Origin of the sequence: Teichococcus aestuarii, assembly GCF_003116135.1 — a bacterium.
GTDB lineage: Bacteria > Pseudomonadota > Alphaproteobacteria > Acetobacterales > Acetobacteraceae > Pseudoroseomonas > Pseudoroseomonas aestuarii.
Genome location: NZ_PDOA01000012.1, coordinates 26,522 through 52,355, shown reverse-complemented (window position 1 = coordinate 52,355; position 25,834 = coordinate 26,522). Strand labels below are relative to the sequence as shown.

The following is a 25,834-nucleotide window of genomic DNA, read 5'->3' as shown; positions in this document are numbered from 1 at the left end:
ATGACGAAGATCCTGCTGGTCGAGGACCATGAGGAGCTGTGGGATTTCCTCTCCCGCCGCCTGCGCCGCCGCGGCTTCGATGTGGTGCTGGCGCATGACGGGCAGCAGGGCGTGGACATGGCGCAGGCCGAGCGGCCCGACATCATCCTGCTCGACATGAACCTGCCGGTGATGGATGGCTGGACCGCCGCACGCACCCTGCGCGGCATCGAGGGCACGGCGCGCATCCCGATCATCGCGCTGACCGCGCATGCCATGTCGGGCGACCGCAACAAGGTCATCGAGGCAGGCTGCGACGACTACCACCCCAAGCCGGTGGATTTCTCCCGCCTGCTGGGCCAGATCGACACCGCCCTGCTGCAGCGGGAGGAAGAGCCGCCGGCCTGAGGCCGGCGGGAAAGACGGGGCGGGAAAGGCGGGGCGGGAGGAAGGCGGGGCGGCCGGCCCCGGCGCCCTAGCCGGGCGTCAGCCCCCAAACCCAGGCGATCATCGGCACGCCGACCGCCAGCACGATCAGCGTCAGCGGCGCGCCCAGCCGGGCGTAGTCGCCGAAGCGGTAGCCGCCCGGGCCCATCACCAGCGTGTTGCACTGGTGGCCGATGGGGGTGAGGAAGTCGCAGGCGGCGCCGACGGCCACCGCCATCAGGAAGGCATCCGGGCTGAGCCCCAGGCGCTGCGCCAAGCTGGCGGCGATCGGGCCCATCATCAGCACCGTGGCGGCGTTGTTCAGGAAGGGCGTGACGGCCATGGCGATGGCCATGATCAGCCCGAGCGCGCCGAGCGGCGGCAGCTGCCGCGTCGCGCTTTCCAGCCAGGCGGCGATCAGGTCGGTGCCGCCGGTGCTGCGCACCGCCTCGCTCACCGGGATCAGCGCGCCGAGCAGGATCAGCACGGGCCATTCCACCGCGCCATAGGCCTCCTGGTGGCTCAGGCTGCGCAGCATCAGCAGCAGCACCGCGGCGCCGAAGAAGGCGATGGCGACAGGCACCACATGCAGCGCCACCAGCAGCATGGCGCCAAGCAGCACCAGCATGGGCACCCAGCTGCGCCGGCTGCGGCCGAGGGCGATGCTGCGCTCCGTCAGCGGCAGCACGCGCAGCGCGGGCAGCGCGCCGCTGATGGCGGGCGCCGCGCCCCGCAGCAGCAGCACGTCGCCGGCGCGCAGCCGCAGCCCGCCGAGGCGGCGGGCGATGCGCTGCCCGCTGCGGCTGACCGCCAGCAGGCCGATGCCGAAGCGCTCCGGCAGCCTCGCCCGCTCCGCCGTCTCCCCGGCGAGAGGGGATTCGGCGGTGACCACGCCCTCCGCCACATTGGCCTCGCCCTCAGTGTGTGCGGCCACCAGCCGCAGCCCCGCGCGGGCGATGACGCGCTCCAGATCCTCCGGGTCCCCCTCCAGCAGCAGCGTGTCGCCGGCGCGAAGCCTGCCCTCGGGCGTCGGCACGAAGCGGCGGAAGCGCTCGCGGATGATGATGGCGACGCCGACGCGCCCCGGCTCCATGGCCAGCAGCTCCGCCACGCCCCGGTCCACCAGCGGCGAGCCGGGCGGCACCTGCACCTCCGTGGTGTAGTCCTCCACCGCGGGGGCGGCCTCGGCGGTGCCGCGCCGGCCGGTGGGCAGCAGGCGCCAGCCGAAGGCCAGGAAGGCCATGCCCGCCAGCGCGATGCCGAGGCCCACCGGCGTGTAGTCGAACATGCCGAAGGGCTCGCCCGTCACCTCCGCCCGCACCCGCGCCACGATGATGTTGGGCGAGGTGCCGGTGAGGGTGATCAGCCCGCCGATCAGCGAGGCGAAGGCCATCGGCATCAGCAGGGCGGAGGGGCGGGTGCCGGTGCGCCGGGCCAGCTGCAGGGCGACGGGCATGAAGATGGCCAGCGCGCCGATGTTCTTGGTGAAGATGGAGGTGACCAGCACCGCCCCCGCCAGCGCCGGCACCTGGGTCGAGGCATGGCCCAGATAGGGCAGCACCGGGCGCATCAGCGTCTCGATGGCGCCGGAGCGGGCGACGGCGGCGCTGACCAGCAGCGCGCAGGCGACGATCACCACCACATCGTCGGCGAAGCCCGCGAAGGCGCGGTCGATGGGGATGATGCCCACCAGCACGCCGGCCAGCAGGGCGAGCAGGGCCACCAGCTCGTAGGCGATGCGGCCCCAGAGGAACAGCCCCACCGTGGCGCCGAGGATGCCGAAGGCCAGGCCCTGGTCGAGCGTCACGGGCGGCCCTCGCGGCCGGGATGGGCGCGCGGGATGCGGAATGGCGGTGGCATGCGGGAATTCCTGTTTGGTCGCTTGGGTCGATCGCTCGGGTCGGTCGCTCGGGTCGGCTGCATGTGCCGGCCGCCCGGGCGCAACCGGCGGAAGCGCGGCGAGTTGCCAGGGAGGTTGCCCCTCGCGCCATCTCCCACCGCGCCCGTTGCAGGAACGCCGCTATCATGACGATCAGGACCCGGCGCCTACTGCAATGGCTCGGCCTCGCGGCGGATGGCCGCTCGGAGCTGATGGAGCGGCAGGCGCTGGAGCTGCCCGCCACCCTTTCCGCCGCGCCGGCGCCCGGGGCGATGCCGCCACGCCCGCTGCCCCCGCCGCCGCAGCTTCTGCTGCAGGAGCAGGTGGCCGCCAAGCTGCTGCATGGATGGCTGCAGAACCGCCATCAGACGCTGTTTCCGCTGGCCCTCAACGTGAACAACCTGCCACCGGCGCACCGGATGCTGCTCGTCCGCTGCATGCAGGCCACGGCCGCCATGACCGGCGCGCCCCCGCCCCTCGAGGCGCTGGCGGCGATCGGCGGGGGCACGGCCGAGAAGGCGGCGCTGGACGAGGCGCTCCCTCCTTTGCCCCTGCTCCTGGAATCGGTCCGGCGGGAGGAGCTCGGCGCCCATGCCTATACCGCCGCGCTGCTCTCGGCCGCCGATGGACCGGCCGGGCAGGCCTGGCTGGACTACCTCGCCGCGGCCTTCGCGCTGCCCGCCACGGTGACGGCCGACCTGCGGCGGCGCGGCCGGCGGAGGCTCAGGCCGCGGACTCGGTGAGGCCGCGCAGCGCCTGTTGCAGGCGCGCATCCTCCACCAGCAGCCGCCGGGCGACATCGGCCAGCGTCACCCATCCCACCACCTTCCCCTGCGCATCCTGCACCGCCAGGCGGCGGAGGTTCTGTGCCGTCATCAGGTCCATGGCCTGACGCAGCGTGTCATTGGGGCGGCAGGCGATGGCGGGGCTGCTCATCACCTCCCGCACCCTGAGGCCCGCCGGATCCCTGCCGGCCGCCACGACGCGATAGAGGAGATCGCGGTCGGTCACCACGCCCCGCAGATCCTCGGCGCTCCCGACCGGCAGGGCACCGACGTCGAGCTCACCCATCAGCTCCGCCGCTTCCTGCGCCGTGGCCTCCGGTGCGATGAATTCGACCTCGGCACTCATGACTTCCGCGACGTCCATGCTGCTTCCCGCTGCTGAGGGATGATGTGACCGATGGCGATGGGAGGGGAATCAGGGATGCCGGGATACCATCGGTCAGGGGCGGGGCCGGCCTCCCGCGGCTTTGGCCTCGTCAGCGCCCACGCCTCAGCAGGCGCCGCGAAGCGACCACCGCCGGAATCAGGAGGGCGGCGACCATGACGCCGCGCAGCAGCGCCGGGTTCACGGCGCTGACCCGTGGCTGCGCGACCGCCCCGAACCTGCCCTGCCCGGCATGGCGCCCGGCAACGGGTGCGAACAGGTTGTCCGGCTGCCCGGGCGGACGAGCCTCGGGCGCCATCTGCCCATCATAGCCCTGCCGGGCCAGCAGCCGGTCCAGAATACCGGGCGCCAGCATGGTGCCGATGATGGCGCGGATGCCCGACCAGCCCACCCACACTTCGCGCGGGGCGGTCTCCGCCGCCCGGCACACGGCTTCCGCCACGGCATCGGGCTGGAAAATGGGCGGCACGGGCTGGGCCCGGCGCGGCATGTGGCTGCGCGCCCAGTCGAATTGCGGCGTGTTCACGGCCGGCAGCTGCACCATGGTCAGGCGGACACGGCTTCCGTCGTGCCGCAATTCGCTGCGCAGCGCGTCGGTGAAGCCGCGAATGGCGAACTTCGCGCCACAATAGGCGGATTGCAGCGGAATGGCCCGGTAGGCGAGCGCGGAACCGACCTGCAGGATCGTGCCATGATCCTTCGCGCGCATCTGCCGGAGCGCCGCCATCGTCCCATGCACATAGCCGAGATAGGTGACCTCCGTCACGCGGCGGAACTCCTCGGGCGACAGGGCGGAGACCGGCCCGAAGACCGTGACCATTGCATTGTTCACCCAAAGCTCGATGCCGCCCAACTCGCGCCCGAAACGCCCCGCCGCGTCGAAGACGGCGGAGGCATCGGCAACGTCGATGGCGGCCACACGGACCTGCGGCGCACCCGCCGCTTCCGCCTCATGGCGTACGGCCTCCAGCGCGCCGGCATCACGCGCGATCAGGCCCAGCTGCCAGCCGCGCCGGGCCAGGGCGTGGGCGACCGCCCGGCCAACACCTGCGGAAGCGCCTGTCACCACAGCGGTTCGTACCGGAATTTCGCCTGTTCTCACCGCCCCACCTCCGGCCCATAGAACATCCCGCCCCTCGCATGGTTTCGGGCAGGGCCGCGGCGCGCCCGTGGCGCGTGACCATGCTTCAGGTCCGCTGGCGTGAGCGGGCGCTATCCGGCGCCTCATCCGGCGCGGCGGGGCGCGCCGCGAAGGCGCCCCCCGTCCGGCGAGATTCTACTTCGTCCCGTACAGACGGTCCCCGGCGTCGCCCAGGCCGGGGCGGATATAGGCGTGCTCGTCCAGCTCGCGGTCGACCGAGCAGGTGAAGACCGGCACGTCCGGATGGGCGCTGGTCACGACATCCACGCCCTGCGGCGCCGCCAGCAGGCAGGCGAAGCGGAGCTGCTCCGCCCCGGCCTGCTTCAGCCGCGCCAGCGCCGCGGCGGCGGAGTGGCCGGTGGCCAGCATCGGGTCCACCACGATCACCAGCCGCTCGGAGACGTCGTCCGGCAGCTTCAGGTAGTACTCCACCGGCACCAGCGTCTCCGGGTCCCGGTACAGGCCGATATGGCCGACGCGGGCGGAGGGGACGAGGTCCAGCATCCCCTCCATCAGCCCGTCGCCGGCGCGCAGGATGGAGACGATGCAGAGCTTCTTGCCGGAGAGAATCGGCGCCTGCATCGGCTCCAGCGGCGTCTCGATGGCGGCGGTCTCCAGCGGCAGGTCGCGGGTCAGCTCATAGGCCATCAGCAGGCTGATCTCGCGCGCCAGGCGGCGGAACTCGCCGGTGGAGGTCGCCTTCTGCCGCATCAGCGTCAGCTTGTGTTGCACCAGCGGGTGCTGGATCACGGTCACGTCGCGGGGGCCGTTCGGCGCGTCGGTCATGGTCGGGCTTTCTGTCAGAACACGGTGCCATCGCTGGCGAGCGTCAGCGGCGGCCCGCCATCCGGCCGCATCGCGCGGGCGATGCGGCGGCCGGCGGCCCAGCTTCCCCCCTCCAGCACGCGGGCCAGCGGCAGGGCGGCGGCGTCGAGGCCGAGCCGCGCCCGCACCAGCTCCGCCAGCCGGTCGAGCAGCGCCACGGTCAGCGCCCGCCACTCGACGATGGCCGGATGGTCGGCGGGCAGGGTTTGCCGTGCCAGGGTGGGGTCGCGCAAGGCCAGCACGCCGAGATCGAGCAACAGCCCGCCATTGCGGTACTCCGGCAGGCCGGTCAGGGCGTCGAGGCCGGTGACGGGCAGCCCCGCCTCCTCCAGCACCTCGGCCAGCGAGTAGCTCAGCCATTGCGAGAGCTTGTGGAAGGGCACCAGCCCCGCCGCCGGCCCCTCCGGCGCGGCCAGCGGGTGGCGCCAGACATCGCCCAGGTTCTCCCCCTCCAGCGAGAGCCGGGCCGGCCAGACCGGCGCCAGCCCCTCCAGCAGCGCGGCGAGGATGGCGGCGGCGGGCAGGCCCTCCGGCGTGGCCCGGGCGCGCAGATAGTCGAACAACCGGCCCGGCCTTGCCGGCGCGGCGCCGAACAGCGCCGGCGCCCGCAGCAGCGCGGCACCGAGGTTGCGCATCAGCGCGGCGCGCCCCTCCAGCCCCTCCAGCGGGTTGCCCGGCGCGTGCTGGAAGGCGGCGCCCAGCCGCGCCGTGTCCAGCGCCAGCAGCGCCTCGGCATCCACGCGCAGCGGGTCGGCCGGGTCGCTGGAGAACAGGCCGGCGGCGAAGCCATGCAGGCTGGCCACGGCCAGCCCCTCGGAGCGGTTGGTGCGCGTGCCGTCCGGCTCGGTGAAGGACCAGGCCGGCCCCGCCCCCGCATCCAGCAGCACCGAGACGACGCAGAGGTCGATGCGCCGCCGCGCGACCGCCTCCGTCCCCTCCCCCGCCAGCCGCGCCGCCAGCGCGCCCCAGCGGTCCACCCCGCCGGCCGCGAAGTGCCGCCAGCGCGCGTGGTAGGGGATGCGCAGGTCCGGGTAGTTCTGCCGGATGGTCTCCGTCACGTAGTCGGCCGCCGCCGGCAGGCGCGTGGGGTGGAAGGTGAAGTGCGGCAGCGCGTCGCGCTCGGCCAGGGCGAGGAGGGCGTGGCAGCGGGCGCGGATCGTCTCCGGCCGGCGCAGCAGGGCCAGCGCACCGCTCACAGCGCGCGGCCCTTGGCCACGGCCAGTTCCGCCGCGTCCGGCACGGCGGGGGAGAAATAGCCGGCCGCCTTCTTGGCATCCATCTCCACCCGCGCATCGGCCGGGATCAGTTCGTCGGGGATCGGGATGCGCTCCACCACATCGATGCCGCTGGCGGTGATCGGCGCGAACTTCATGTTGCTCATCGACACCAGCCGGTCGATGCGGGTGATGCCGAGCCAGTGCAGCACATCCGGCATCAGCTCCTGGAAGCGCATGTCCTGCACGCCGGCCACGCATTCGGTGCGCTGGAAGTACTGCTCCGCCCGGTCGCCGCCCTCCTGCCGCTTGCGCGCGTTGTAGACAAGGAACTTCGTCACCTCGCCCAGCGCCCGCCCCTCCTTGCGGTTGTAGACGATGACGCCGACGCCGCCCTCCTGCGCCATGCCGATGCAGGCCTCGATGCCATGCGCCAGATAGGGCCGGCAGGTGCAGATGTCGGAGCCGAACACGTCGGAGCCGTTGCACTCGTCATGGATGCGGCAGGCGATGCGCGTCTCCGCCTGGCCGAGCTTCGCCGTGTCGCCGAAGAGATAGACCGACATGCTGCCGATGGGGGGCAGGAACACCCGCAGGTCGGGCCGCGTCACCAGCTCGGGGAACATGCCGCCGGTCTGCTCGAACAGGTTGCGTCGCAGCGCGGTCTCATCGATGCCGAAGCGGGCGGCGATACCGGGCAGCCACCACACCGGCTCGATGGCGATCTTGGTGACGCGCACATCACCATTGCCCAGCAGCACCGCGCCATCCGGCGCCAGTCGCCCGGCCCGCACCGCATCGGCCAGTTCCGGCATGTTGATGTGCGCGCGGGTGATGGCGATGCTGGGGCGGATGTCCAGCCCCGCCGCCAGCTGCTCCGCGTAGAGTTCCGGCACCATGTGCCCGAAGGGGTCGAGCGAGACGATCTTCGCGGGGTCCCCCCAGGCCGGGAAGGGGCCGATCGGCTGGGCCGGGCGGGTGTCGCGGAAATCCGGCCGGTGGTCGGCGCGGAGCTGCCCCGAGGCCACCGCCAGCGCCCGGTACAGCGCATAGGAGCCCGCATGGGTGCCGATGGCGTTGCGCGCCGCGGGGTCCTGCGTGGTGGCGATGACGGGGCCACGCCGCGCCGGCTCGGCCGCGCCCCAGTGGAGCGGCAGGGCCTTGGCGCCGCCGCGCTGCGGATGGGAGGTCAGGATGATCGGGCGCGGGGCAGTGCCCTTGCCGTCGCGCAGTCGGTTCGGACCGGTCATCGTCGCGCTACGCCTCGCTCTGTGCGGCACCGGCGGGCCGCGCCCGGCGGGGCGGCTTGGTGCGTCGGCGATATGACGCTAGAAGAAAGCTGACCAAATGGTCAATAATTTCCCAAGGCCCCCGATTGGCCCATTTGCAAGGCAGCAGGCCGGAATTCTGATCATGACGCAGGCAGGGAATGCACAGGCCGGGCCACGTGCCCGCCAGCGCCAGGCGCGCATCGCGCAAATCCTGGCCGGGGCCGAGCGCGTCTTCGCCGAGGCGGGCTTCGAGGGGGCCAGCATGTCGGAACTCGCCGCCGCCGCCGGCCTGCCCAAGGCCAACCTGCACTACTACTTCGGCACCAAGGAGGCGCTCTACACCACCCTGCTCGACAGCATCCTCGCCCTCTGGCTCTCGGCCACGGACAGCATCCGCCCCGAGGCGGAACCGGCCGAGGCGCTCACCGCCTATATCCGCGCCAAGATGCGCTGGTCGCGCGAGCGGCCGCAGGCCTCCCGCGTCTTCGCCAACGAGGTGCTGCACGGCGCGCCCTATCTGCGCAGCCACCTGGCCGGGCCGCTGCGCGCCTTGGTGCAGGAAAAGTCGGCGGTGCTGGAGGGCTGGATCGCGGCGGGCCGCATGGCGCCGGTGGACCCGCCCCACCTGTTCTTCAGCATCTGGGCGATGACCCAGACCTATGCCGATTTCGGCGCCCAGATCGGCGCCGTGCTGGACCTGCCGGAGCCGGACGCCGACTGCTTCGCCCGCGGCACCGACACCATCCTGCAGCTGGTGTTGCGCGGCTGCGGACTGGAGCCGCCTGGACGCTGAGGGCGGCGCCCTGGCCTTGCCCTGCCGCGCTCCACCCGCCACCCTGGCCGCGAAACGAAATCCCCGGGGAGGGACCCAGATGACGGCAGGACTTTTCGACCTGACGGGGCGCCGCGCGCTGCTGACCGGCTCCAGCCAGGGCATCGGGCTGGCGCTGGCGCGCGGCCTGGCCGAGGCCGGCGCGCAGGTGGTGCTGAATGGCCGCGACCCGGCGAAGCTGGAGGCCGCCCGCGCGGGCCTCGCCGCCTCGGGGCTCGCCGCCGAGGTCGCGGCCTTCGACGTGACCGAGGCGGCGGCGGCCGAGGCGGCGCTGGCGGAGATCGAGGCGCGGCTCGGCCCGGTGGACATCCTGGTGAACAATGCCGGCATCACCCGCCGCATGCCGGCGCTCGACGTGCTGCCGGCGGTCTGGCACGAGATCCTGCGCACCAATCTCGACGGGGTGTTCTTCGTGGCCCAGGCCGCCGCGCGGCGCATGACGGCGCGCGGGCGCGGCAAGATCATCAACATCGCCTCGGTGCAGAGCGACCTGGCGCGGCCCGGCACCGCCCCCTACGCCACCAGCAAGGGCGGTGTGCGGATGCTGACCCGCGCCCTCTGCGCCGAGTGGGCGGCAAGGGGCGTGCAGGTGAACGCCATCGCCCCCGGCTACTTCGCCACGGAGCTGACGCGGCCGCTGGTGGAGGATGCGGAGTTCACCGCCTGGCTCGCCCGCCGCACGCCGGCCGGCCGCTGGGGCCGGGTGGAGGAGCTGGTGGGCGCCTGCGTCTTCCTGGCGGCACCGGCCTCGGACTTCGTCAACGGGCAGATGCTCTACGTGGATGGCGGCATGACGGCGGTGGTCTGAGGAACGCCCCCGCCAGGGCCGGAAGGCCGCTGCATCCCGGCTTGCCGCCGGGATGATTTCTCCGCACGCTCCGGCGGATACGGCTTCCTGCCCTCTTCGTCCTCGCTCCCGGATCACCCGATGCCCCGCAAGATCATAGTGCTCGACCCGATCACGGCCGAAACCGCGCGGCGGATGCGTGCGCTGCTGCCGGCCGGCCTGAAACTCGACTACGCGCGCAGCCGCGACCCGGCCCATCTGCGGGAGATCGTGGCCGATGCCGAGTTCCTGGTCTCCGGCCAGATCGCGGTGGACGCCGCGCTGCTGGCCGCGGCGGGCCGGGCCAGGCTGCTGCACAAATGGGGCGTGGGCGTCGACAATTTCGATCTGGCGGCGGCCAGGGCGCGCGGCATCACCGTGGCCCGCACCACCGGCAGCAATGCCGTGCCGGTGGCCGAGTTCACCCTGGGCCTGATGATCGCCCTGCTGCGCAACCTGGCCTTCGGCCATGCCACGCTGCGCGCCGGCGCGTGGCGCACCACCACCCTGCCCAAGCCCAGCTTCATGCTCACCGGCAAGACGGTGGGGATCATCGGCTATGGCGCGATCGGGCAGAATGTCGCGCGCCTGCTGAAGCCCTTCGGCTGCCGCATCCTCTACAACAAGACCCGCCGCCTGGTCCCCGCGGAGGAGGCCGCGCAGGATGTGCGCTTCGCCAGTGTTCCGGAGGTGCTGGCCGAGAGCGACGTCGTCTCGCTGCACTGCCCGATGACGCCGGAGACCGCCGGGATGATCGACCGGGCCGCGCTGCGGTCCATGAAGCGCAGCGCCGTGCTGATCAACGTCGCCCGTGGCGGGGTGGTGGTGGAGGCCGACCTCGTCGCCGCGCTCGAGGCCGGCGAGATCCTGGGCGCCGCGACCGATGTCTACGAGACGGAGCCGACGCCGGCGGAGAACCCGCTGCTGCGGTTCGACAACGTCGTGGCAACGCCGCACATCGCGGCCCTCGCCGCCGACAATTTCGAGAAGGGCATTCGCCAGATCTTTGGCAACATCGAGCGCGTCCTGCGCGGCGAGGCCGTGGCGGCGGCGGATTTCGTCTGCTGAAGCCGCCCTCTCATTCCGCCGCCAGCAGCGCCCGCACGGCGTCGGCGGGCATGGCCATGCCGTAATGGTGGCCCTGGCCAACATCGCAGCCCAGCCTCTGCAGCAGCCGGTGCTGCGCGCCGCTCTCCACCCCTTCCGCCACCACCTCCAGGCCCAGGCCATGCGCCAGCTGGATCAGCATCTCGACGATCAGCCGGCTGCCGCCCTCCTGCTCGACATCGTCGATGAAGGATTTGTCGATCTTCAGGGAGTGGATGGGGAAGTCGCGCAGATGCACCAGCGAGGCATAGCCGGTGCCGAAATCATCCAGCGCGATCCGCAGGCCGGCATCGTGCAGGCGTTGCAGGATGTGAGTCACGGCGGGCCTCTGCGGGCCGAGGAACACGGTCTCGGTCACCTCGATCTCCAGCGCCTCGGGCGGCAGGTCGCAGGTGCGCAGCCGTTCCAGCACGCGCTCCACCAGCCCGTCCGACAGCACGTCAGCCTCGGTGACGTTCAGCCCGATCCGCGTGGGCGGAAGGCCGTCCAGCCGCCAGTTCGCCAGGTCGCGGGTGATGGCCGCCAGCATCCGCATGCCGATCAGCTCGGCCGTTCCCGGCTCCTGCAAGGCCGGCCAGAACTGCGCCGGGCCGCTGACCGTGCCATCCGGCTCCAGGACCCGCATCAGCGCCTCGAAGCCCATCAGCCGGCCGCTCGTGAGGCACAGCTTCGGCTGGTAGAACGGGCGTAGCCGGTCCTCCGCCAGGGCGCGCTGCACATGGTCGATGGCCGCGCGCCGCTGCTGGAACTGCGTGGCGATGGATGGCGAGAACAGGGTGATGCGCGCCTTGCCCTGCCGGCGCCCATCGGAGAGCGCCATGTCCGCCTGCCGCAGCAGCCCGATCGGGCTTGCGGCATCGTGCGGCCAGCGGGCCACGCCGATGCTGACGGAAAGCGGCCGCCAGCTCTTCTCGCCCGGCAGGCGGGTCTGCAGGGCGGCGACCATGCGCTGCGCCATCTCGCGGATTTCCGGCAGGGTGCCGGGGTTGGGCAGCAGCAGGGCGAACTCATCGCTGCCCGTGCGCGCCGCGAAGCCTGGCTCTGCGACCAGGCGGCGCAGCCGCTGCGCGACGCCGCTCAGCACCTGGTCACCTTCCTGATGACCGTGGCGGTCGTTCAGGTCCTGGAAGCCATCCAGGTCGAGCACGTACAGCGCCGCCTCATGGCCCTCCGGCATCGCGCGGAGGGCCTCGAGCCGCTCGAACAGCGCGGTGCGGTTGCCCAGGCCTGTCAGGCTGTCGGTGTGCGCCAGCTTCCGGAGGCGGCCCATCATCCGCCAGCCTTCCGTCACGTCCTGCACGATGCCGAGGACCCGCACCGGCACGCCCTGCTCCGTCTCGATTTCCGCCAATGCGCGCACACGCCGATGGCGGCCGCGGGCCGTGACGAAGTCCGCCTCGAAATCGAGCGGCCCTTCACCCTTGATGGTGGTGTCCATCATCTCCTGGATCCGGGCACGCTCATGCTCCGGATAGAACTTCAAGGCGCCCGCCAGGGAGATGGGCGTGCCGACCGGCAGGTCATGCAGCCGGTAGATGATCTCGGACCAGTAAACCTTCTGGCTTTGCAGGTCGATCTCCCAGGCGCCGAGCTGCGCCATCCGCGCTGCCTGATGGAGCAGGCGGTTGTGCCGCCGCAATTGCAGGCCATGCTGGCGCAGCTCCATCAGCACGTCGCGCAGCCGCACCTCCTGCATCCGGTCGTGCAGCAGGGCCTGCGCGACCAGCGCGAAGCGCCGCATCGTCTCATGCTCCCCCGCTCCGGCCCGGCGCGGGCTGCCGTCCATCGCGCAGAGCACCCCGAGCTCCACGCCGTTCACGGTCAGTGGAATGCCGATATAGAAGCGTGTTCGTCCCGGCTGCACGGCCATCGGGTGATCATGGAACTGCGGATGGGACCAGGCGTCCTCGACAGCGAGCAGATCATGGCCGCGCAGCGTGGCGTCGCAGAGGGCGTTCAGCCGCGGCATCTCCCCAACACCCAGGCCCACCGAGGCACGCGCTACAGGGCGGTCCGGCCCGGCGAGGGACAGCATGGCCATGGGGCAGCGCATCGCCTCGGCGAACACGCGGATCAGGGCGTCGAACTCGGGCCCGGCGGCCTCCTCTCCGAGGCAGGGCATGCGCCGGGGATTCTCATCGGCGGCGTTCGGCGAGGCCATGGCTTCTCCCAGGACAGACGCCGCCTGCGGCCCGGAGACACGCAGCCGCGTCGCCACTCTCACCCCGCCGGCAGGGCGGGCACGACCCGCCCATCTTCCATGGTCACGATCCTGTCCGCCATATCCAGAATGCGCGGATCATGGGTCACCATCAGGATGGGCACCTGACGCTGCCGCGCCATGCGCCGCAGCAGGGCAGCCACCTCCTGGCCGCTGGCCTTGTCCAGCGCCGCTGTGGGCTCATCGGCCAGGATCAGCCCCGGATCGCCCACCAGCGCCCGCGCGATGGCGACACGCTGCCGCTGGCCGCCCGAAAGCTGGGAAGGAGGCTTGTGCCGGTGATCCTCCAGCCCCACGGAGGCCAGCATCGCATCGGCCCGGGAGAGGCGCTCGCGCTCGGTCAAGCCAGCCTGCAACTCCAGCGCCATGGCGACATTCTGCCGGGCGTTGAGGAAGCCGAGCAGGTTGTGGTTCTGGAAGATGAAGCCGATGCGCCGACGCAGGGCGCGGCGCTGCCCCTCCCCCGCCCCGGCCAGCTCTGTCTCCAGGACCCTGGCGCGGCCGGCCTGCATGGCCCGCAGCGCGCCGATCAGGGTGAGCAGCGTCGTCTTGCCGGAACCGGAAGGGCCGGTCAGCAGCACGATCTCTCCCGGCATCACCCGCAACGCGACGTCACGCAGCACGGCCCGCCGCAGCTCGCCTTCGCCGAAGGCGTAGGAGACCTCCTCCAGCACCACGGGGTCGGCCATCAGAACATGTCCGCGGGCTGCGCATCCCGCAGCTTCCGCATGGCCAGCAGGCCGGCGGCGGCACACATGCCGAAGATCAGGCCGAACACCAGCCCGGCCCGCGACCAGCTCATGCCCAGCGGCAGGAAGGTGGCGCTGCCGACCACGTCGTAAAGCACGGCCGAGACGACGGCCCCCGGCACAAAGCCCAGCACGGCGAGCAGCAGCGCGGCGCTGAGCACCACCCGCGCCAGATAGCCATTGCTGTAGCCGATCGCCTTCAGCGTGGCGTATTCGCGAAGATGGCCGGCAATGTCGCTGAACAGGATCTGGTAGACGATGACCATGCCGACGATCAGCCCCATCAGGCTGCCGAAGGTGAAGATGAAGCCGATCGGTGTCGCTTCCTCCCAGTAGCGGCGCTCCCAGGCCACCAGCTCGGGCTGCGTCAGCACCACGACATCCTCGGGCAGAAGGGCCTTCAACCGCGCCTGCGTCGCCACGGGATCGGCGCCCGGCTGCAGGCGCAGCGCCACGAGATCGACATTGGCGACCGAGCGGTTCGGCAGGAGGCGGCGGAAATTCGTCTCGCTCAGCACCAGGTTGCCATCCGCGCCGAAGGAGGGGCCGATATCGACCAGCCCCATCACGTTCATCTGCCGCCCGCCGATCTGCACCGGCAGCGGCGTGCCCGGTTGCCCTGCGAGCAGCCGCCCCACATCGCCGAATTCCGGCCGGGAGCGGCGGTCGAACGCCACGGCGTCGGGCTGTTTCAGCCGGTCGGCCAGGGCGGCGAGGCCGTTGAAGCCCATCGCATCGCTCTCGATGTCGAAGGCCACGAGCTGGATGGCCCGCCGCGTGCCGCTCTCCGGGTTCCGCCAGGTCACCTGCGCCATGTAGACCGGCACGGATTGCCGCACTTCAGCCAGGGCCAGCGCCTGCTGCGCCCGGATGCGTGGCAGCGGCTCCGGCCGGAAGCTCGCGGTGGTGAGCGGGTTCATCAGGAAAAGCTCGGCCCGCATGGCGGAGAGCAGGGCGGTGGCTGAGTCGAACAGCGCGGCGCGGAAGCCGATCTGCATGAACACCAGCACGCAGGCGAACATCACGCCCGCCATGGCCGCCAGCAGGCGCGCCCGCTCGGCGCGGAGCTGGCGCCAGGAGAGGCGCAACGGCAGGTAGAGCGACTGCAGGAGGCTCATGGCCGGATTGCCACCTGGACCTGCATGTTGGACCGCCGCCTCAGAAGCGCTGCGCCGGCCTCGTCCAGCCTCAGGCGCACCGAGACGGTGCGGGCGTCGACCGCGGCGACGGGATCGGTTCCGGCCTGGACGGTGCGGCGCACCTGCCAGCCGATTTCCGTCAGCACGGCGGAGAGCCGCTGCGCCTCTCCGGGCACGATGATCTCGGCCGGCTGCCCGAGCCGCAGGCGCGGCAGATCGGTCTCATAGACATCGGCTACTACCTCCATCTGGCGGAGATCGGCCAGCTCCAGCAGCCCGTCCTCGCCGATGCGGTCGCCCGGCCGGGCGTGGATGCTGAGCACCGTCCCGGCGATCGGCGCGTAGAGGCGGCTCAGTGCCAAGTCTGCTTGAGCCACCCGCAGCCGGGCCTGCGCCGCCCAGATCTGTGCCTCGGCCACGGCGAGGTCTTCCGGCCTGGCGCTGCGCAGGCGCGCGAGCACGGCTTCCGCCTCGGCCGCCTCGGCGCTGGCCCGGGCTGCCGCGAAACGGCGGCGCTCCGCCTCGGCCTGCCCGCCCGCGCCACTGGGCACCAGCTGCTCGGCGCGGAGGGCGTCCCGACGGGCGCTGGCTTCCACCGCCCGCAGGGCTTCGAGCCGGGCGCGCTGGGCATCGATTTCCTCGGGGCGGCCCGCCGCCTGAACCAGCGCCATCTGCCGCTCCGCCTCGGCCAGGGCGGCCTCGGCCTGGCGGAGCTGGGCGGCCTTCTGCTCGGCATCGGCCAGTTCGGCCAGAAGCTGGCCTTCTTCCACGGTGTCGCCCTCCACCACCAGGAGGCGGGCGAGCCGCGTGACGCTCATGCCGCCCGGCACGCCCAGGCGGCGGATGCGCGAGGCCGGCTCGACACGGCCCAGCGCTCCCACGCCCACGGGCGCTGGCGTGGTGGCCGGGGCGGGCGGCGGGTCTGCCGGCCACACCACCAGCGCCGCCAGCACCGCCGCCAGGCCGGCAGCCACGGGAACAATCCAGAAGCGTCGCTTCATACGGTGCGTCTCGACTTGGCCGATAGATACTCTGCCGTGATCCGTGCGCCAGCCCGGCGGGCCTCAGGCAAGCCCGCCGGGCCGCCCCGGTCATTGACAGCTGTCAATGACGCGCGTTGACAGCTGTCAATGAGGAAGGTGGGAAAGGCTTTGCGGCGGATCGACATTCCGATGATATACTAACGCTGAAATGCCTCTTTGCCGGAGAAAAGCGTCGGTCATGCATTCCCCTGAGGACAACGCCCCGGCGCCGGCGGCCATGGACACATTGATCAGCCAGGATGCCCAGGCTCTCAGTGCACAGCTGGCCCTGCTGCGCAACCGCATCTTCCCGCCCGTGGCCCAGAAATCGCTCCGGCGCTTCAGCAGCGGCGAGGCCGCGGCCCTCCTGCAGATCAGCGATTCCTATCTGCGGCAGCTGGCCCTTGCGGGGGAAGGCCCGGCTCCGGCCAAGAGCAGCGGCGGCCGGCGCGCCTATACGCTGGAACAGATCAACGAGCTGCGCGGGCTGCTGCGCGGCAAGGGGCGGCCGGCCCTGCCGCGCCGCCGGCCAGGAGACCATCTGCAGGTCCTGGCGGTGGCCAATTTCAAGGGCGGTTCGGGCAAGACCACCACCAGCGTCCATCTGGCCCAGTACCTGGCCTTCCAGGGGTACCGCGTACTGGCGCTGGACCTCGACCCGCAGGCCAGCCTCTCCGCCCTGTTCGGCTACCAGCCCGAGCTGGATATCGGCGAGAACGAGACGATCTACGCGGCGCTGCGCTACGACCGGCAGCAGCGCCCGCTGCGCGAGGTGATCCGGCCCACCTATATCGACGGGCTGCACATCGTCCCTGCCAATCTCGAACTGCATGAGTTCGAGCACGACACGCCCCGGCTGCTCGCCCAGTCGGAACGCTCACGGGAGACGCTGTTCTTCACCCGCCTGACCGAAGCGCTGGCGAGCGTGGAGGCGGATTACGACGTGGTGGTGATCGACTGCCCGCCGCAGCTCGGCTTCCTCACCCTCGCCGCCCTGTGCGCCGCCACGGGCGTGCTGATCACCGTGCATCCGCAGATGCTGGACATCGCCAGCATGTGCCAGTTCCTGCTGATGACGGCCGACCTGCTCGCGGTGGTGCGGCAGGCCGGCGGCAATCTCGACTATGACTTCCTGCGCTATCTCGTCACCCGGTACGAGCCGCAGGACGGGCCGCAGACGCAGGTGGTGGGGTTCCTCCGCAGCCTGTTCGGCGCGCGGGTGCTGACCAATCCGATGGTCAAATCCACCGCCATCTCCGATGCCGGCCTCACCAAGCAGACCCTCTACGAGGTGGGCCCGCAGAATTTCAGCCGGGACACCTACAACCGGGCCGCCGAGGCCCTGGACGCGGTGAATGGCGAGATCCGGCAGCTGATGCTGCAGGCCTGGGGGAGGACCAGCCGATGAAACGCAAGAACACGTTGCGCGACCTGCTGAGTGCCGGGCCGGAGGCGGAGGCGGCGGCGCAGCCCACCACCGCCCGCGTGCCCTCCGGCGCGGTGCGCGCCATGGGCCTCAGCCTCGGCCACCTGCGGGAGGAGGCGCAGGCCCTGCGGGCCAGCATCGAAGCGGGCGACACGGTGGTGGAGCTGGACCCCGCCCTGGTGGAGGGCTCCTTCGTGAACGACCGCCTCGCCGCCGACAGCGAGGGGGAGTTGCGCGCGCTGGTGCAGAGCATCGCGGAATCCGGGCAGCAGGTTCCGGTGCTGGTGCGCCCCCACCCGGACAAGACAGGGCATTACCAGATCGCCTATGGTCACCGGCGGCTGATCGCGGTGCGGCGGCTGGGGGTGCGGCTGAAGGCGGTGGTCCGCGCCCTGAGCGATGCCGAGCTGGTCGTCGCCCAGGGCAAGGAGAACATCGAGCGCCGCAACCTGACCTTCATCGAGCGCGCCCTGTTCGCCGCGCATCTGGAGGCGCATGGCTTCGACCGCCCCACCCTGCACGCCGCCCTGGCCGTGCAATCGGCCGAGATGACGCGCTACCTCCAAGTGGCGCGGAGCATCCCGCGGGCCGTCATCCTGGCGATCGGCCCGGCGCCCCGGACCGGCCGGCCCCGGTGGCTGGAGTTGCAGCGCCTCTTCGCGCAACCGCAGGCGGAGGACATGGCGGCGCAGGTGGTGGCAGGTCCGGGCTTCCGCGCCCTGAGCAGCGATGCCCGCTTCCAGCGCGTCTTCGAAAGCCTGCGCCATGGCGGGGCAGCGCCGGAGGCAGGCCGCTTCTGGCGCAATCCCCGGGGAGAGCCGGTGGTGCGGATCGAGCAGAGCGCCCAGGGAATGCGCCTGACCATCAATGAACGGCTGGAGCCGGAGTTCGGCACCTATGTGGCGGAGCAGCTGGAAGCCCTCTACCAGGGCTTCCGGTCCAGCCGCGAAGGACGCAAGGCGCGCTGAAGGGGTGTGGACTTTGCCGACCGGTCCTCCGGTGCAGCCCTCGTCCATCGCTGCAGGACTGTGGACTCTGCCGACCGGCGGTTCGCGGAACGCCGCGGGAAACAGGGATTTCCGGCGCCAGGAGCACCATCCGGAGTCGCAGCCCCCCTCCACAGGGCACAGCGTGGACTCTGCCGACCATACCGTGGACTCTGCCGACCGGAGGCCACCGCGATTCAAAGGTTTAGTCGGGTTATCCCGTGGACTCTGACGGCACAGAGCAAATAGAAGAATCAAATACTTCCAAATAGCTATGGTCGGCAGAGTCCACATCGACAGCGGCGCCCGATTGCGCCAGTTTGCCGGGCAATTCGCAGCGGATGGTCATGGGCAAGGTTCATCATCTCATCGAAGCCTATGGGCGGCAGGCCACCCGTGACCTGCTGGACGGCCGGCGTGCGCCCCGCATCGTGGAGGCAGCGGCGTCCTGGTCGTCGGATGAGGAGATGGGCACCGGCTACATCCATTCCGGATGGTGCCAGACAGCGCTGCCGCACCGCCGCCCGCAGGATGACAGCGCGATCTGGAAGCTCGAGACGGACAGCATGACGCTGCTGGTCGAACCGGGCGTCAGGCTGAAGGCGGACGGCACGCCTTGCCATGTCGGCGTGCCTTTCGGCGCCATCGCCCGGCTGATCCTGATCTACCTGCAATCCGAGGCGCTGCGGACGGGGTCGCGGGACATCCAGCTCGGCCGGTCGCTGCGCGACTTCCTGGGCCGGCTCGGGGTGTCCGTGGGCGGCAAGACCACGAAGCTGGTGCGGGAGCAGGCCGACCGCATCAGCCGCTGCCGCCTGTCCTTCCACTTCACGCGCAACGGCGCGACCGTGCTGGTCAACCAGAACATCGTCGACATCGCCATGTTCGTCGACGACCCGACGAACAGCGCGGCGGGGCAGGGGGATCTCTTCGTCGAGACGGCCCGCCTGTCGGAGAGCTTCTTCCACCAGCTGCGCCAGCACGCGGTGCCGCTGGACGAGGCGGCGATCCGGCACATCCGCAATTCCTCGATGGCGCTCGATGTCTATTGCTGGCTCGCCTACCGCCTGCATGCCCTGCAGGGCGACAAGATGGTGAGCTGGGGTGCCCTGGCAACGCAGTTCGGCGCCGGCATCCGGCTGCGCAAGCACTTCAAGGCCGCCTTCACCGAGAACCTGCAACTGGCCCAGGCAGTCTATCGCGACGCCCGGGTGACGCTGACCCCGGACGGGCTGCTGCTGCAGCCCTCGCCGCCGCCCGTGCGCAAGCTGACGCGCTGAGACGTACCGGGTCGGCAAAGTCCACACCCGGCCCGGGAAATTTCGCCTCCGACTCAGCCGTTAGCGCCACCATGGCGTTTACCGCGCAGGAGCTCCCGCTCCATACCCGAGCCGGAGGCACTGAGCGCATGCCCGACATCCGAATTCCCGACGCGGCACCATCGGCCAAGGTCGCGCCCGCCGAGGCTCCCGACATACGAAGCCTGACAACCCTGGCCGGAGCCGTCGTGGTGGTGGCGGGCCTCTACCTCGGGCGGGACGTGCTGATCCCGGTCACGCTGGCCATCCTGCTCAGCCTCGTCCTGTCTCCACTGGTGCGACTGCTGCGGCGGGCCAGGCTGGGTCGGGTCGGCTCGGTGATCCTGGCGGTGCTGGTCGCGATCGGTGTCCTGGTGGCGGCCGGGATCGTCATCGGCGCCCAGCTGGCGGAGCTGGCGCAGAGCCTGCCGCTCTACCAGCACAGCCTGCAGCAGAAGATCGACACCCTCCGGCAGATGACGGTGGGGCGCCTGGGCGAGGTGCTGGAACGGATCGGCGGGGAGGCCACGCGCACCGCCCCCTCCGTCGTGCCGCCCGTCACCCCGCAGGGGGGCACGGAACCGCCGCCGGTGCGGGTCGAGGTGCTGGAACCTGCCCTCACGCCGGGCCAGATGGCGACCAACCTGCTCTCGCCCCTGGCCGGGCCGCTGGCGCAGACCGGCATCGTCCTGGTGGTCACGGTGTTCATCCTGGTGCAGCGGGAAGACCTGCGCGACCGGTTGATCCGCCTGTTCGGCTCCACCGACCTGCACCGCACCACCGTGGCGATGGATGACGCCGCATACCGGCTCAGCCGCTTTTTCCTGGCGCAGCTTTCCATCAACCTGGGCTTCGGCGCCGTCATCGCCGCCGGGCTGCTGCTGATCGGCGTGCCGAGCCCGCTGCTCTGGGGGCTGCTCGCGGCGCTGCTGCGCTTCGTTCCCTATGTGGGCGCGGTGCTGGGCGCGGTGCTGCCGATCGGGGTGGCCGCGGCGGTGGATCCTGGCTGGTCCATGGCGCTCTGGACCGCGGTGCTGTTCCTCGCCATCGAGCCCTTGATCGCCCATGTGGTGGAGCCGCTGGCCTATGGCCACAGCACGGGGATGTCCCCCGTCTCGGTCGTGGTGGCGGCGATCTTCTGGAGCTGGATCTGGGGCCCGATCGGGTTGATCATCGCGACTCCGCTGACGCTGTGCCTGGTGGTCCTGGGCCGGCATGTCGACCGGCTGGAATTCCTCGACGTGCTGCTGGGCGACCGCCCGGCCCTGACGCCGGTGGAGAATTTCTACCAGCGCGCCCTCGCCGGCGACCCGGACGAGGTGCAGGAGCAGGCGGAGCTGCTGCTGCGCGAGCGCTCGCTCTGCTCCTACTATGACGAGGTGGCGCTGAAGGGCCTGGCGCTCGCCGCCAGCGATGTGCGCCGCGGGCTGGTCACGCCCGGCCAGCTCGCCCGCATCCGCGAGGCGGTGCAGGACCTCGCGGAGGGGCTGGGCGAGCTGCCGGATGTCGACCCGCCGGCCGTGCCGCCCAGCGGCAATGGCGGGCGGATCCTGCGGCTCTCCTCGGCCGAGCAGCGCCTGCCCGCGCCTGTGCCGATGAAGCTGCCGGACGCGCGGGACATCCCGCCACCCTGGCGGGCCGAGGGAGCGGTGCTGTGCGTGGCCGGCCGCGGGCCGCTGGACGAGATTTCCGCCCTGCTGCTGGCGCAGATCCTGGGCAAGCATGGCCTCGGCGCCCGGGTGGTGCCGCATGCGGCGGTGTCGCGGCGCGACATTGCGCGGCTGGACACCCGGGGCGCGCTGATGGTCTGCGTCTGTGTCGTGCAGATGCCGGGCGCGCCGTCGCATCTGCGCTACCTGCTGCGCCGCCTGCGGCAGGTCTTGCCGCAGACGCCGATTGTCGCCGGCATCTGGACGGGGCAGGAGGCCGGGCTTGACGAAAGGCTGCAGGACAACCTCGAAGCCCGGCACATCGTCAGGACGCTGCGGGATGCGGTGCTCGCCTGTGCCCGCGCCGCCGTGGAGGAAGCCGATCAGGACGCACGGCGTCCGGCATCTCCCTGACGGCGCGAGCCATGGCGGGCGTCAGACGACGCCGGCGCGCAGGAGGTCGTGGATGTGGACGATGCCGACCGGCACCCTGTCCTCGACCACGAAGGCGCTGGTGATGGCGCTGTTGCTGAGCTCGGCGAGCAGGGCGGATGCCAGCATGGCGGGGTGGATGGTGCGCGGCGACCGCGTCATGATGTCGTCCACCAGGCTGTCGACGAAGCCCTGGGTGAAGGCGCGGCGCAGATCGCCGTCGGTGACGACGCCGATGAGATGCCCTGCGCCATCGAGCACGCCGGTGACGCCGAAGCGCTTGGAGGTCATCTCGACGATGGCCTCCGAGAGCCTGACCCCGGAGCGGACCAGGGGCATGTTCTCTCCGCCATGCATCAGGTCGCGCGCCTTGCGCAGCTTGGCGCCCAGCTTGCCGCCCGGGTGGAACTGGCGGAAATCCTGCGCGCTGAAGCGCCGCAGCGAGAGCAGGGCGACGGCGATGGCGTCGCCCATCGCCATCTGCATGGTGGTGGAGGTGGTGGGAGCCAGGCCGTTGGGGCAGGCCTCCGGCATCGCCGGCAGGATCAGCGGCACGTCGGCGGCGCTGCCGAGGGCGCTGGCGGCGCGCGAGGTGATGGCGATCAGCGGCACCCCGAAGCGCTTGCAGTAGACGATGATGTCGGACAGCTCGGGCGCCTCGCCGGACCAGGAGAGGGCGAGGACGGCGTCCTCGTGCTGGATCATGCCGAGATCGCCATGGCTGGCCTCGGCGGGGTGGACGAAGTGCGAAGGCGTGCCGGTGGAAGCCAGCGTGGCCGCGATCTTGCGCCCGACATGGCCGGACTTGCCCATGCCGGTGACGATGACGCGGCCGCTCTTCGCCTGCGCCTTCTGGATGGTGCCGATGGCCTGGGTGAAGCTGTCGCCCAGCGGCCCGTCGAAGGCGGCACGCAGCGCCGCGAGGCCGCTGGTCTCGACCTCCAGCGTCTCGCGCGCGGCCTGCAAGGGGGAGGTGGCCTCCAGCGCGCTTTCCAGCGGTGCCATGTCGTCTCTCCTGCTGTTCAGGCCGTGGCCGGCCGCGCCAGGAGCGCGCGCGCGCGCTCGAGGTCATGGGGCGTGTCGACGCCGAGCGGCACCTCGGCCACCTGCATGGCGTCGATGCGCATGCCATCCTCCAGCGCGCGCAGCTGCTCGAGCTTCTCGCGCAGCTCCAGCGTGGAGGGGGCGAGGGTGACGAAGCGCTCGAGCGCGGCGCGGCGCCAGGCATAGAGGCCGATGTGGTGGTAGAGCGGCCCCTCGCCCCAGGGCGCCGTGGCGCGGGTGAAGTAGAGGGCGCGGAAGCGGCCGCCGCCCAGCGGGCTGCCGACCATCTTGACGACGCTGGAGGCGGTGCGCTCCTCCTCCAGCACGATCGGGGCGACGGCGGTGCCGATGGCCACCTCCCTGTCGGCCAGCGGCGCGGCCGCGGCGCGCAGCGTGGCCGCGGCCACGGTGGGCAGGTCGCCCTGCAGGTTGATCACGGCGTCGAAGCGGCGGTCGGGGTCGACGCGGCCCAGCGCCTCGCAGACGCGGTCGGAGCCGGAAGGATGGCCGGCGGCGGTCATCACCGCCTGGCCGCCGGCGGCCCGCACCGCCTCGGCGATGGCCGGCGTGTCGGTGGCCACCCAGATGGGCGCGAGATCCGCCTCGACGGCGCGGCGCCAGACATGGACGATCATCGCCTCGCCATGGATGTCGGCCAGGGGCTTGTCCGGCAGGCGGGTGGCGGCGAGGCGGGCCGGGATCAGGATGACGGGGTTCATGCGGCCGTCTGCTCCGGCCGGGCCTTGGTCAGTCGGTCGATCGCCTGCAGCTCGCGCAGCAGCCCCTCGAACTGGCGCAGCGGCACCATGTTGGGGCCGTCGGAGGGCGCGCGATCGGGGTCCTGGTGGGTCTCGATGAAGAGGCCGGCGACACCGACGGCGACGGCGGCGCGCGCCAGGACGGGGACGAACTCGCGCTGCCCGCCGGAGGAGCCGCCGAGGCCGCCGGGCTGCTGCACCGAATGCGTGGCATCGAAGATGACGGGCGCGCCGGTGCGGGCCATGATCGGCAGGCCGCGGAAGTCGGAGACCAGGGTGTTGTAGCCGAAGCTGGTGCCGCGGTCGGTGAGCAGCACGTTCGGGTTGCCGGCGCCGGTCAGCTTCTCGACCACGTTCACCATGTCCCACGGCGCCAGGAACTGGCCCTTCTTGACGTTGACGGCGCGCCCCGTGGCGGCGGCGGCCAGCAGCAGGTCGGTCTGGCGGCACAGGAAGGCCGGGATCTGCAGGATGTCCACCGCCTCGGCGACGGGCGCGCACTGGGCCGCGTCATGCACGTCGGTCAGCACGGGCAGGCCCAGGCTCTCGCGGATCTCGGCGAAGATGGGGAGGGACCTCTCCATGCCCAGGCCACGCTGCGCGCTGGCGCTGGTGCGGTTGGCCTTGTCGAAGCTGGTCTTGTAGACGAGGCCGATGCCGAGCCGCGTGGAGATCTCCTTCAGGGCGGAAGCCATTTCCAGTGCATGCGCCCGGCTCTCCAGCTGGCAGGGACCAGCGATCAGGGCAATCGGCAGCCTGTTGCCGAACCGCACGGAACCGGCTTCAACAATGCTGTTGGTATCCATCAGGAAATCCTCTCCGGGCGCGAAGCGCCTATCCATCCGTGCATTATAAAGCAGAATGCTGCTCACGCCGCGACCGGAGCCCGGCAACTGCATTGCTTCCATGCGGGGTTTGTGAACTTATTCCTAATTTTTGCTCGGCTCCGGCTCAGTTGCGGAATCCGATAGCCGACTCCATCCCGCGTCGATGCCGGGATGATGCATCAGGCGCGTTATGCGGCAGGGCGCTCCGGCCTCACGGAACAGGTCAGCCATGGCAGCAGGATCGTAGCATAAGAGGCACCCATGCCGGCCCTGAGCCCGACACCCCAGGGTGCCGCTTATGGTCTCCGGGCCCGCACCAGCCCGGCTGGCAGGCTCCGCATCAGTTCAGGCGATTATAGCCGCGGTACCAGCTGACGAACCGTGCCAGCCCTTCCTCGATCGGGGTGACCGGCGCGAAGCGGACCGCCGCCTGCAAGGCGGAGACATCGGCGTAAGTCCGTTCCACATCGCCAGGCTGCATCGGCAGCATCCGCCGCTCTGCCTTGCGACCGATGATGTTCTCCAGCACGTCGATGAAACGGTCCAGCTTCACCGGCGTGTGGTTGCCGATGTTGAAGATGCGATGGGGCACGCCAGGATCGATCCGCCCCGGCTCGCCGGCCGTGGGGACACGGTCGGCGGGCGGCTGCACCACCAGGCGCCGGATCGCCTCCACCACCTCATCGATATAGGTGAAATCGCGTTCCATCCGGCCATGATTGTAGATGTCGATGGAGCGCCCGGCAAAGATCGCGTCGGTGAACTTGTAATAAGCCATGTCCGGCCTGCCCCAGGGTCCATAGACCGTGAAGAAGCGCAAGCCGGAGGCGGGAATGCGGAACAGGTGGCTGTAGGTTTGCGCCATCAGCTCGTTCGCGCGCTTGGTCGCGGCGTAGAGCGAGACCGGCCGATCCACCGGGTCGCTTTCGGAGAATGGCACCTTGCTGTTGCTGCCGTAGACCGAGGAGGAGGACGCGTAGACCAGATGGCGCACCGGAAAAGCCCGGCAGGCTTCCAGGACCGACAGGAAGCCGTCGATGTTGGAGGATGTGTAGGCGGCAGGATTTTCAAGCGAGTAGCGCACGCCCGCCTGGGCCGCCAGATGCACCACGGCATCCGGTGCGAACCGCTCGAATGCCGCGCGGGTTGCCGCCGCGTCGGCGAGGTCGATGCGCTCGAAGGCGAAGCCCGGCCGGCCGGCCAGATCCTGCAGGCGCGCTTCCTTCAGCCGCGTATCGTAGTAGGGGGTCAGATTGTCGAGGCCCAGAACCTCGAACCCATCCTGCAGGAGCTGCACGCTCACTGCACGGCCGACGAAGCCCGCAGCGCCGGTGACGAGAATGCGCTTCATGTCCTCCCCTCAGGGTCGGCCGCTGGAACAATGGTGGAACCGGGTGCCATGTATGTCGTCCGTGCTGGGCTTGAAGCCCACGCCTAGCACGGCGATGGTCCTGCCCTCCACCGGGCCGCCGCAGGTGGCGATGGTGCGCCGGCCATCCGCCCGCCGCGGGATTCTTCGGCGGCCTACCCGATCCCCACCTTGATCACTGCGCCGCCGGCTTCTTCATCCCCTGCATCGGGGATCCCGCGCAGGCTTCAAGGCTCCTCCGGCG

Annotated in this window: 23 protein-coding genes; 9 read left to right on the top strand and 14 right to left on the bottom strand. The window is 71.1% G+C overall.

Going from position 1 to position 25,834, the window contains the following annotated elements:
• Positions 1-387 carry a response regulator gene (locus CR165_RS16665; protein ID WP_109518077.1) on the top strand — a complete coding sequence of 129 codons (387 nt, stop codon included), beginning with the start codon at positions 1-3 and terminating at the stop codon, positions 385-387.
• Positions 388-454: 67 nt separating this feature from the next.
• Here the strand turns inward: CR165_RS16665 and CR165_RS16660 are convergent, their stop codons facing one another.
• Positions 455-2,212 carry an SLC13 family permease gene (locus CR165_RS16660; protein ID WP_109518076.1) on the bottom strand — a complete coding sequence of 586 codons (1,758 nt, stop codon included), beginning with the start codon at positions 2,210-2,212 and terminating at the stop codon, positions 455-457.
• Between the two features lie 218 nt (positions 2,213-2,430).
• On the opposite strand from CR165_RS16660, the gene CR165_RS16655 reads away from it, so the two are divergent.
• Positions 2,431-3,027 carry a hypothetical protein gene (locus tag CR165_RS16655; protein ID WP_109518075.1) on the top strand — a complete coding sequence of 199 codons (597 nt, stop codon included), beginning with the start codon at positions 2,431-2,433 and terminating at the stop codon, positions 3,025-3,027.
• Here the strand turns inward: CR165_RS16655 and CR165_RS16650 are convergent.
• The 5 genes from CR165_RS16650 to CR165_RS16630 all read right to left on the bottom strand — a co-directional run bounded on the left by CR165_RS16650 (position 3,008) and on the right by CR165_RS16630 (position 7,884).
• Positions 3,008-3,433, bottom strand: a complete 426-nt coding sequence (locus tag CR165_RS16650) for a CBS domain-containing protein (protein WP_245906499.1) — start codon at positions 3,431-3,433, stop codon at positions 3,008-3,010. The two genes, CR165_RS16655 and CR165_RS16650, sit on opposite strands and share 20 nt — an antisense overlap.
• Positions 3,434-3,545: 112 nt before the next feature.
• Positions 3,546-4,556, bottom strand: a complete 1,011-nt coding sequence (locus CR165_RS16645; protein ID WP_281262108.1) for an SDR family oxidoreductase — start codon at positions 4,554-4,556, stop codon at positions 3,546-3,548.
• A gap of 174 nt (positions 4,557-4,730) precedes the next feature.
• Positions 4,731-5,381, bottom strand: coding sequence for a uracil phosphoribosyltransferase (upp, locus tag CR165_RS16640; RefSeq protein ID WP_109518073.1), 651 nt, complete (start codon positions 5,379-5,381; stop codon positions 4,731-4,733).
• Positions 5,382-5,395: 14 nt separating this feature from the next.
• The gene (locus CR165_RS16635) at positions 5,396-6,616 is read right to left on the bottom strand and encodes a URC4/urg3 family protein (protein ID WP_109518072.1); all 1,221 of its coding nucleotides are present in this window, start codon (positions 6,614-6,616) and stop codon (positions 5,396-5,398) included.
• Entirely contained in the window at positions 6,613-7,884 is a 1,272-nt protein-coding gene (locus CR165_RS16630; protein WP_109518071.1) for a GTP cyclohydrolase II, read from the bottom strand. The genes CR165_RS16635 and CR165_RS16630 overlap by 4 nt, the downstream gene beginning before the upstream one ends.
• A 163-nt stretch (positions 7,885-8,047) precedes the next feature.
• On the opposite strand from CR165_RS16630, the gene CR165_RS16625 reads away from it, so the two are divergent.
• The 3 genes from CR165_RS16625 (at position 8,048) to CR165_RS16615 (ending at position 10,631) form a co-directional block, all read left to right on the top strand.
• Positions 8,048-8,698 carry a TetR/AcrR family transcriptional regulator gene (locus CR165_RS16625; RefSeq protein WP_109518070.1) on the top strand — a complete coding sequence of 217 codons (651 nt, stop codon included), beginning with the start codon at positions 8,048-8,050 and terminating at the stop codon, positions 8,696-8,698.
• A gap of 79 nt (positions 8,699-8,777) precedes the next feature.
• Complete coding sequence (locus CR165_RS16620; protein ID WP_109518069.1) at positions 8,778-9,545, top strand: SDR family oxidoreductase; 768 nt, start codon at positions 8,778-8,780, stop codon at positions 9,543-9,545.
• A 120-nt stretch (positions 9,546-9,665) separates the two neighbouring features.
• Entirely contained in the window at positions 9,666-10,631 is a 966-nt protein-coding gene (locus CR165_RS16615) for a 2-hydroxyacid dehydrogenase (RefSeq protein WP_109518068.1), read from the top strand.
• Positions 10,632-10,641: 10 nt separating this feature from the next.
• Here the strand turns inward: CR165_RS16615 and CR165_RS16610 are convergent, their stop codons facing one another.
• From CR165_RS16610 to CR165_RS16595, 4 genes are read right to left on the bottom strand one after another with little or no spacing between them, the layout of a single operon-like run.
• On the bottom strand, positions 10,642-12,831 hold the full coding sequence (locus CR165_RS16610) for a putative bifunctional diguanylate cyclase/phosphodiesterase (RefSeq protein WP_109518067.1): 2,190 nt from the start codon (positions 12,829-12,831) through the stop codon (positions 10,642-10,644).
• Positions 12,832-12,890: 59 nt separating this feature from the next.
• A complete protein-coding gene (locus CR165_RS16605) occupies positions 12,891-13,580 on the bottom strand; it encodes an ATP-binding cassette domain-containing protein (protein WP_109518066.1) in 690 nt (229 codons plus the stop codon).
• Positions 13,580-14,758 (bottom strand): ABC transporter permease DevC, encoded by a 1,179-nt coding sequence (devC, locus tag CR165_RS16600; RefSeq protein ID WP_109518065.1) that lies wholly within the window; start codon positions 14,756-14,758, stop codon positions 13,580-13,582. The genes CR165_RS16605 and devC overlap by 1 nt, the downstream gene beginning before the upstream one ends.
• Positions 14,755-15,753, bottom strand: coding sequence for an efflux RND transporter periplasmic adaptor subunit (locus CR165_RS16595; protein WP_181378204.1), 999 nt, complete (start codon positions 15,751-15,753; stop codon positions 14,755-14,757). The genes devC and CR165_RS16595 overlap by 4 nt, the downstream gene beginning before the upstream one ends.
• A 286-nt stretch (positions 15,754-16,039) precedes the next feature.
• Here CR165_RS16595 and repA point away from each other — a divergent pair, with 286 nt between their 5' ends.
• From repA to CR165_RS16575, 4 genes are all read left to right on the top strand, one after another.
• Complete coding sequence (repA, locus tag CR165_RS16590) at positions 16,040-17,209, top strand: plasmid partitioning protein RepA (RefSeq protein ID WP_245906495.1); 1,170 nt, start codon at positions 16,040-16,042, stop codon at positions 17,207-17,209.
• Positions 17,206-18,195, top strand: coding sequence for a plasmid partitioning protein RepB (gene repB / locus CR165_RS16585; RefSeq protein ID WP_109518062.1), 990 nt, complete (start codon positions 17,206-17,208; stop codon positions 18,193-18,195). The genes repA and repB overlap by 4 nt, the downstream gene beginning before the upstream one ends.
• 365 nt (positions 18,196-18,560) lie before the next feature.
• Positions 18,561-19,493, top strand: coding sequence for a replication protein RepA (locus CR165_RS16580; RefSeq protein WP_367604220.1), 933 nt, complete (start codon positions 18,561-18,563; stop codon positions 19,491-19,493).
• Positions 19,494-19,621: 128 nt separating this feature from the next.
• The gene (locus CR165_RS16575; RefSeq protein ID WP_109518060.1) at positions 19,622-21,574 is read left to right on the top strand and encodes an AI-2E family transporter; all 1,953 of its coding nucleotides are present in this window, start codon (positions 19,622-19,624) and stop codon (positions 21,572-21,574) included.
• Positions 21,575-21,595: 21 nt separating this feature from the next.
• Here the strand turns inward: CR165_RS16575 and CR165_RS16570 are convergent, their stop codons facing one another.
• The 4 genes from CR165_RS16570 to CR165_RS16555 form a co-directional block, all read right to left on the bottom strand.
• A complete protein-coding gene (locus CR165_RS16570) occupies positions 21,596-22,597 on the bottom strand; it encodes a KpsF/GutQ family sugar-phosphate isomerase (protein WP_109518059.1) in 1,002 nt (333 codons plus the stop codon).
• A gap of 17 nt (positions 22,598-22,614) precedes the next feature.
• A complete protein-coding gene (locus CR165_RS16565) occupies positions 22,615-23,355 on the bottom strand; it encodes a 3-deoxy-manno-octulosonate cytidylyltransferase (RefSeq protein WP_109518058.1) in 741 nt (246 codons plus the stop codon).
• Entirely contained in the window at positions 23,352-24,200 is an 849-nt protein-coding gene (kdsA, locus tag CR165_RS16560) for a 3-deoxy-8-phosphooctulonate synthase (RefSeq protein WP_109518057.1), read from the bottom strand. The genes CR165_RS16565 and kdsA overlap by 4 nt, the downstream gene beginning before the upstream one ends.
• Positions 24,201-24,561: 361 nt before the next feature.
• On the bottom strand, positions 24,562-25,572 hold the full coding sequence (locus tag CR165_RS16555; RefSeq protein ID WP_109518056.1) for an NAD-dependent epimerase/dehydratase family protein: 1,011 nt from the start codon (positions 25,570-25,572) through the stop codon (positions 24,562-24,564).
• Between the last annotated feature and the right edge of the window lie 262 nt (positions 25,573-25,834).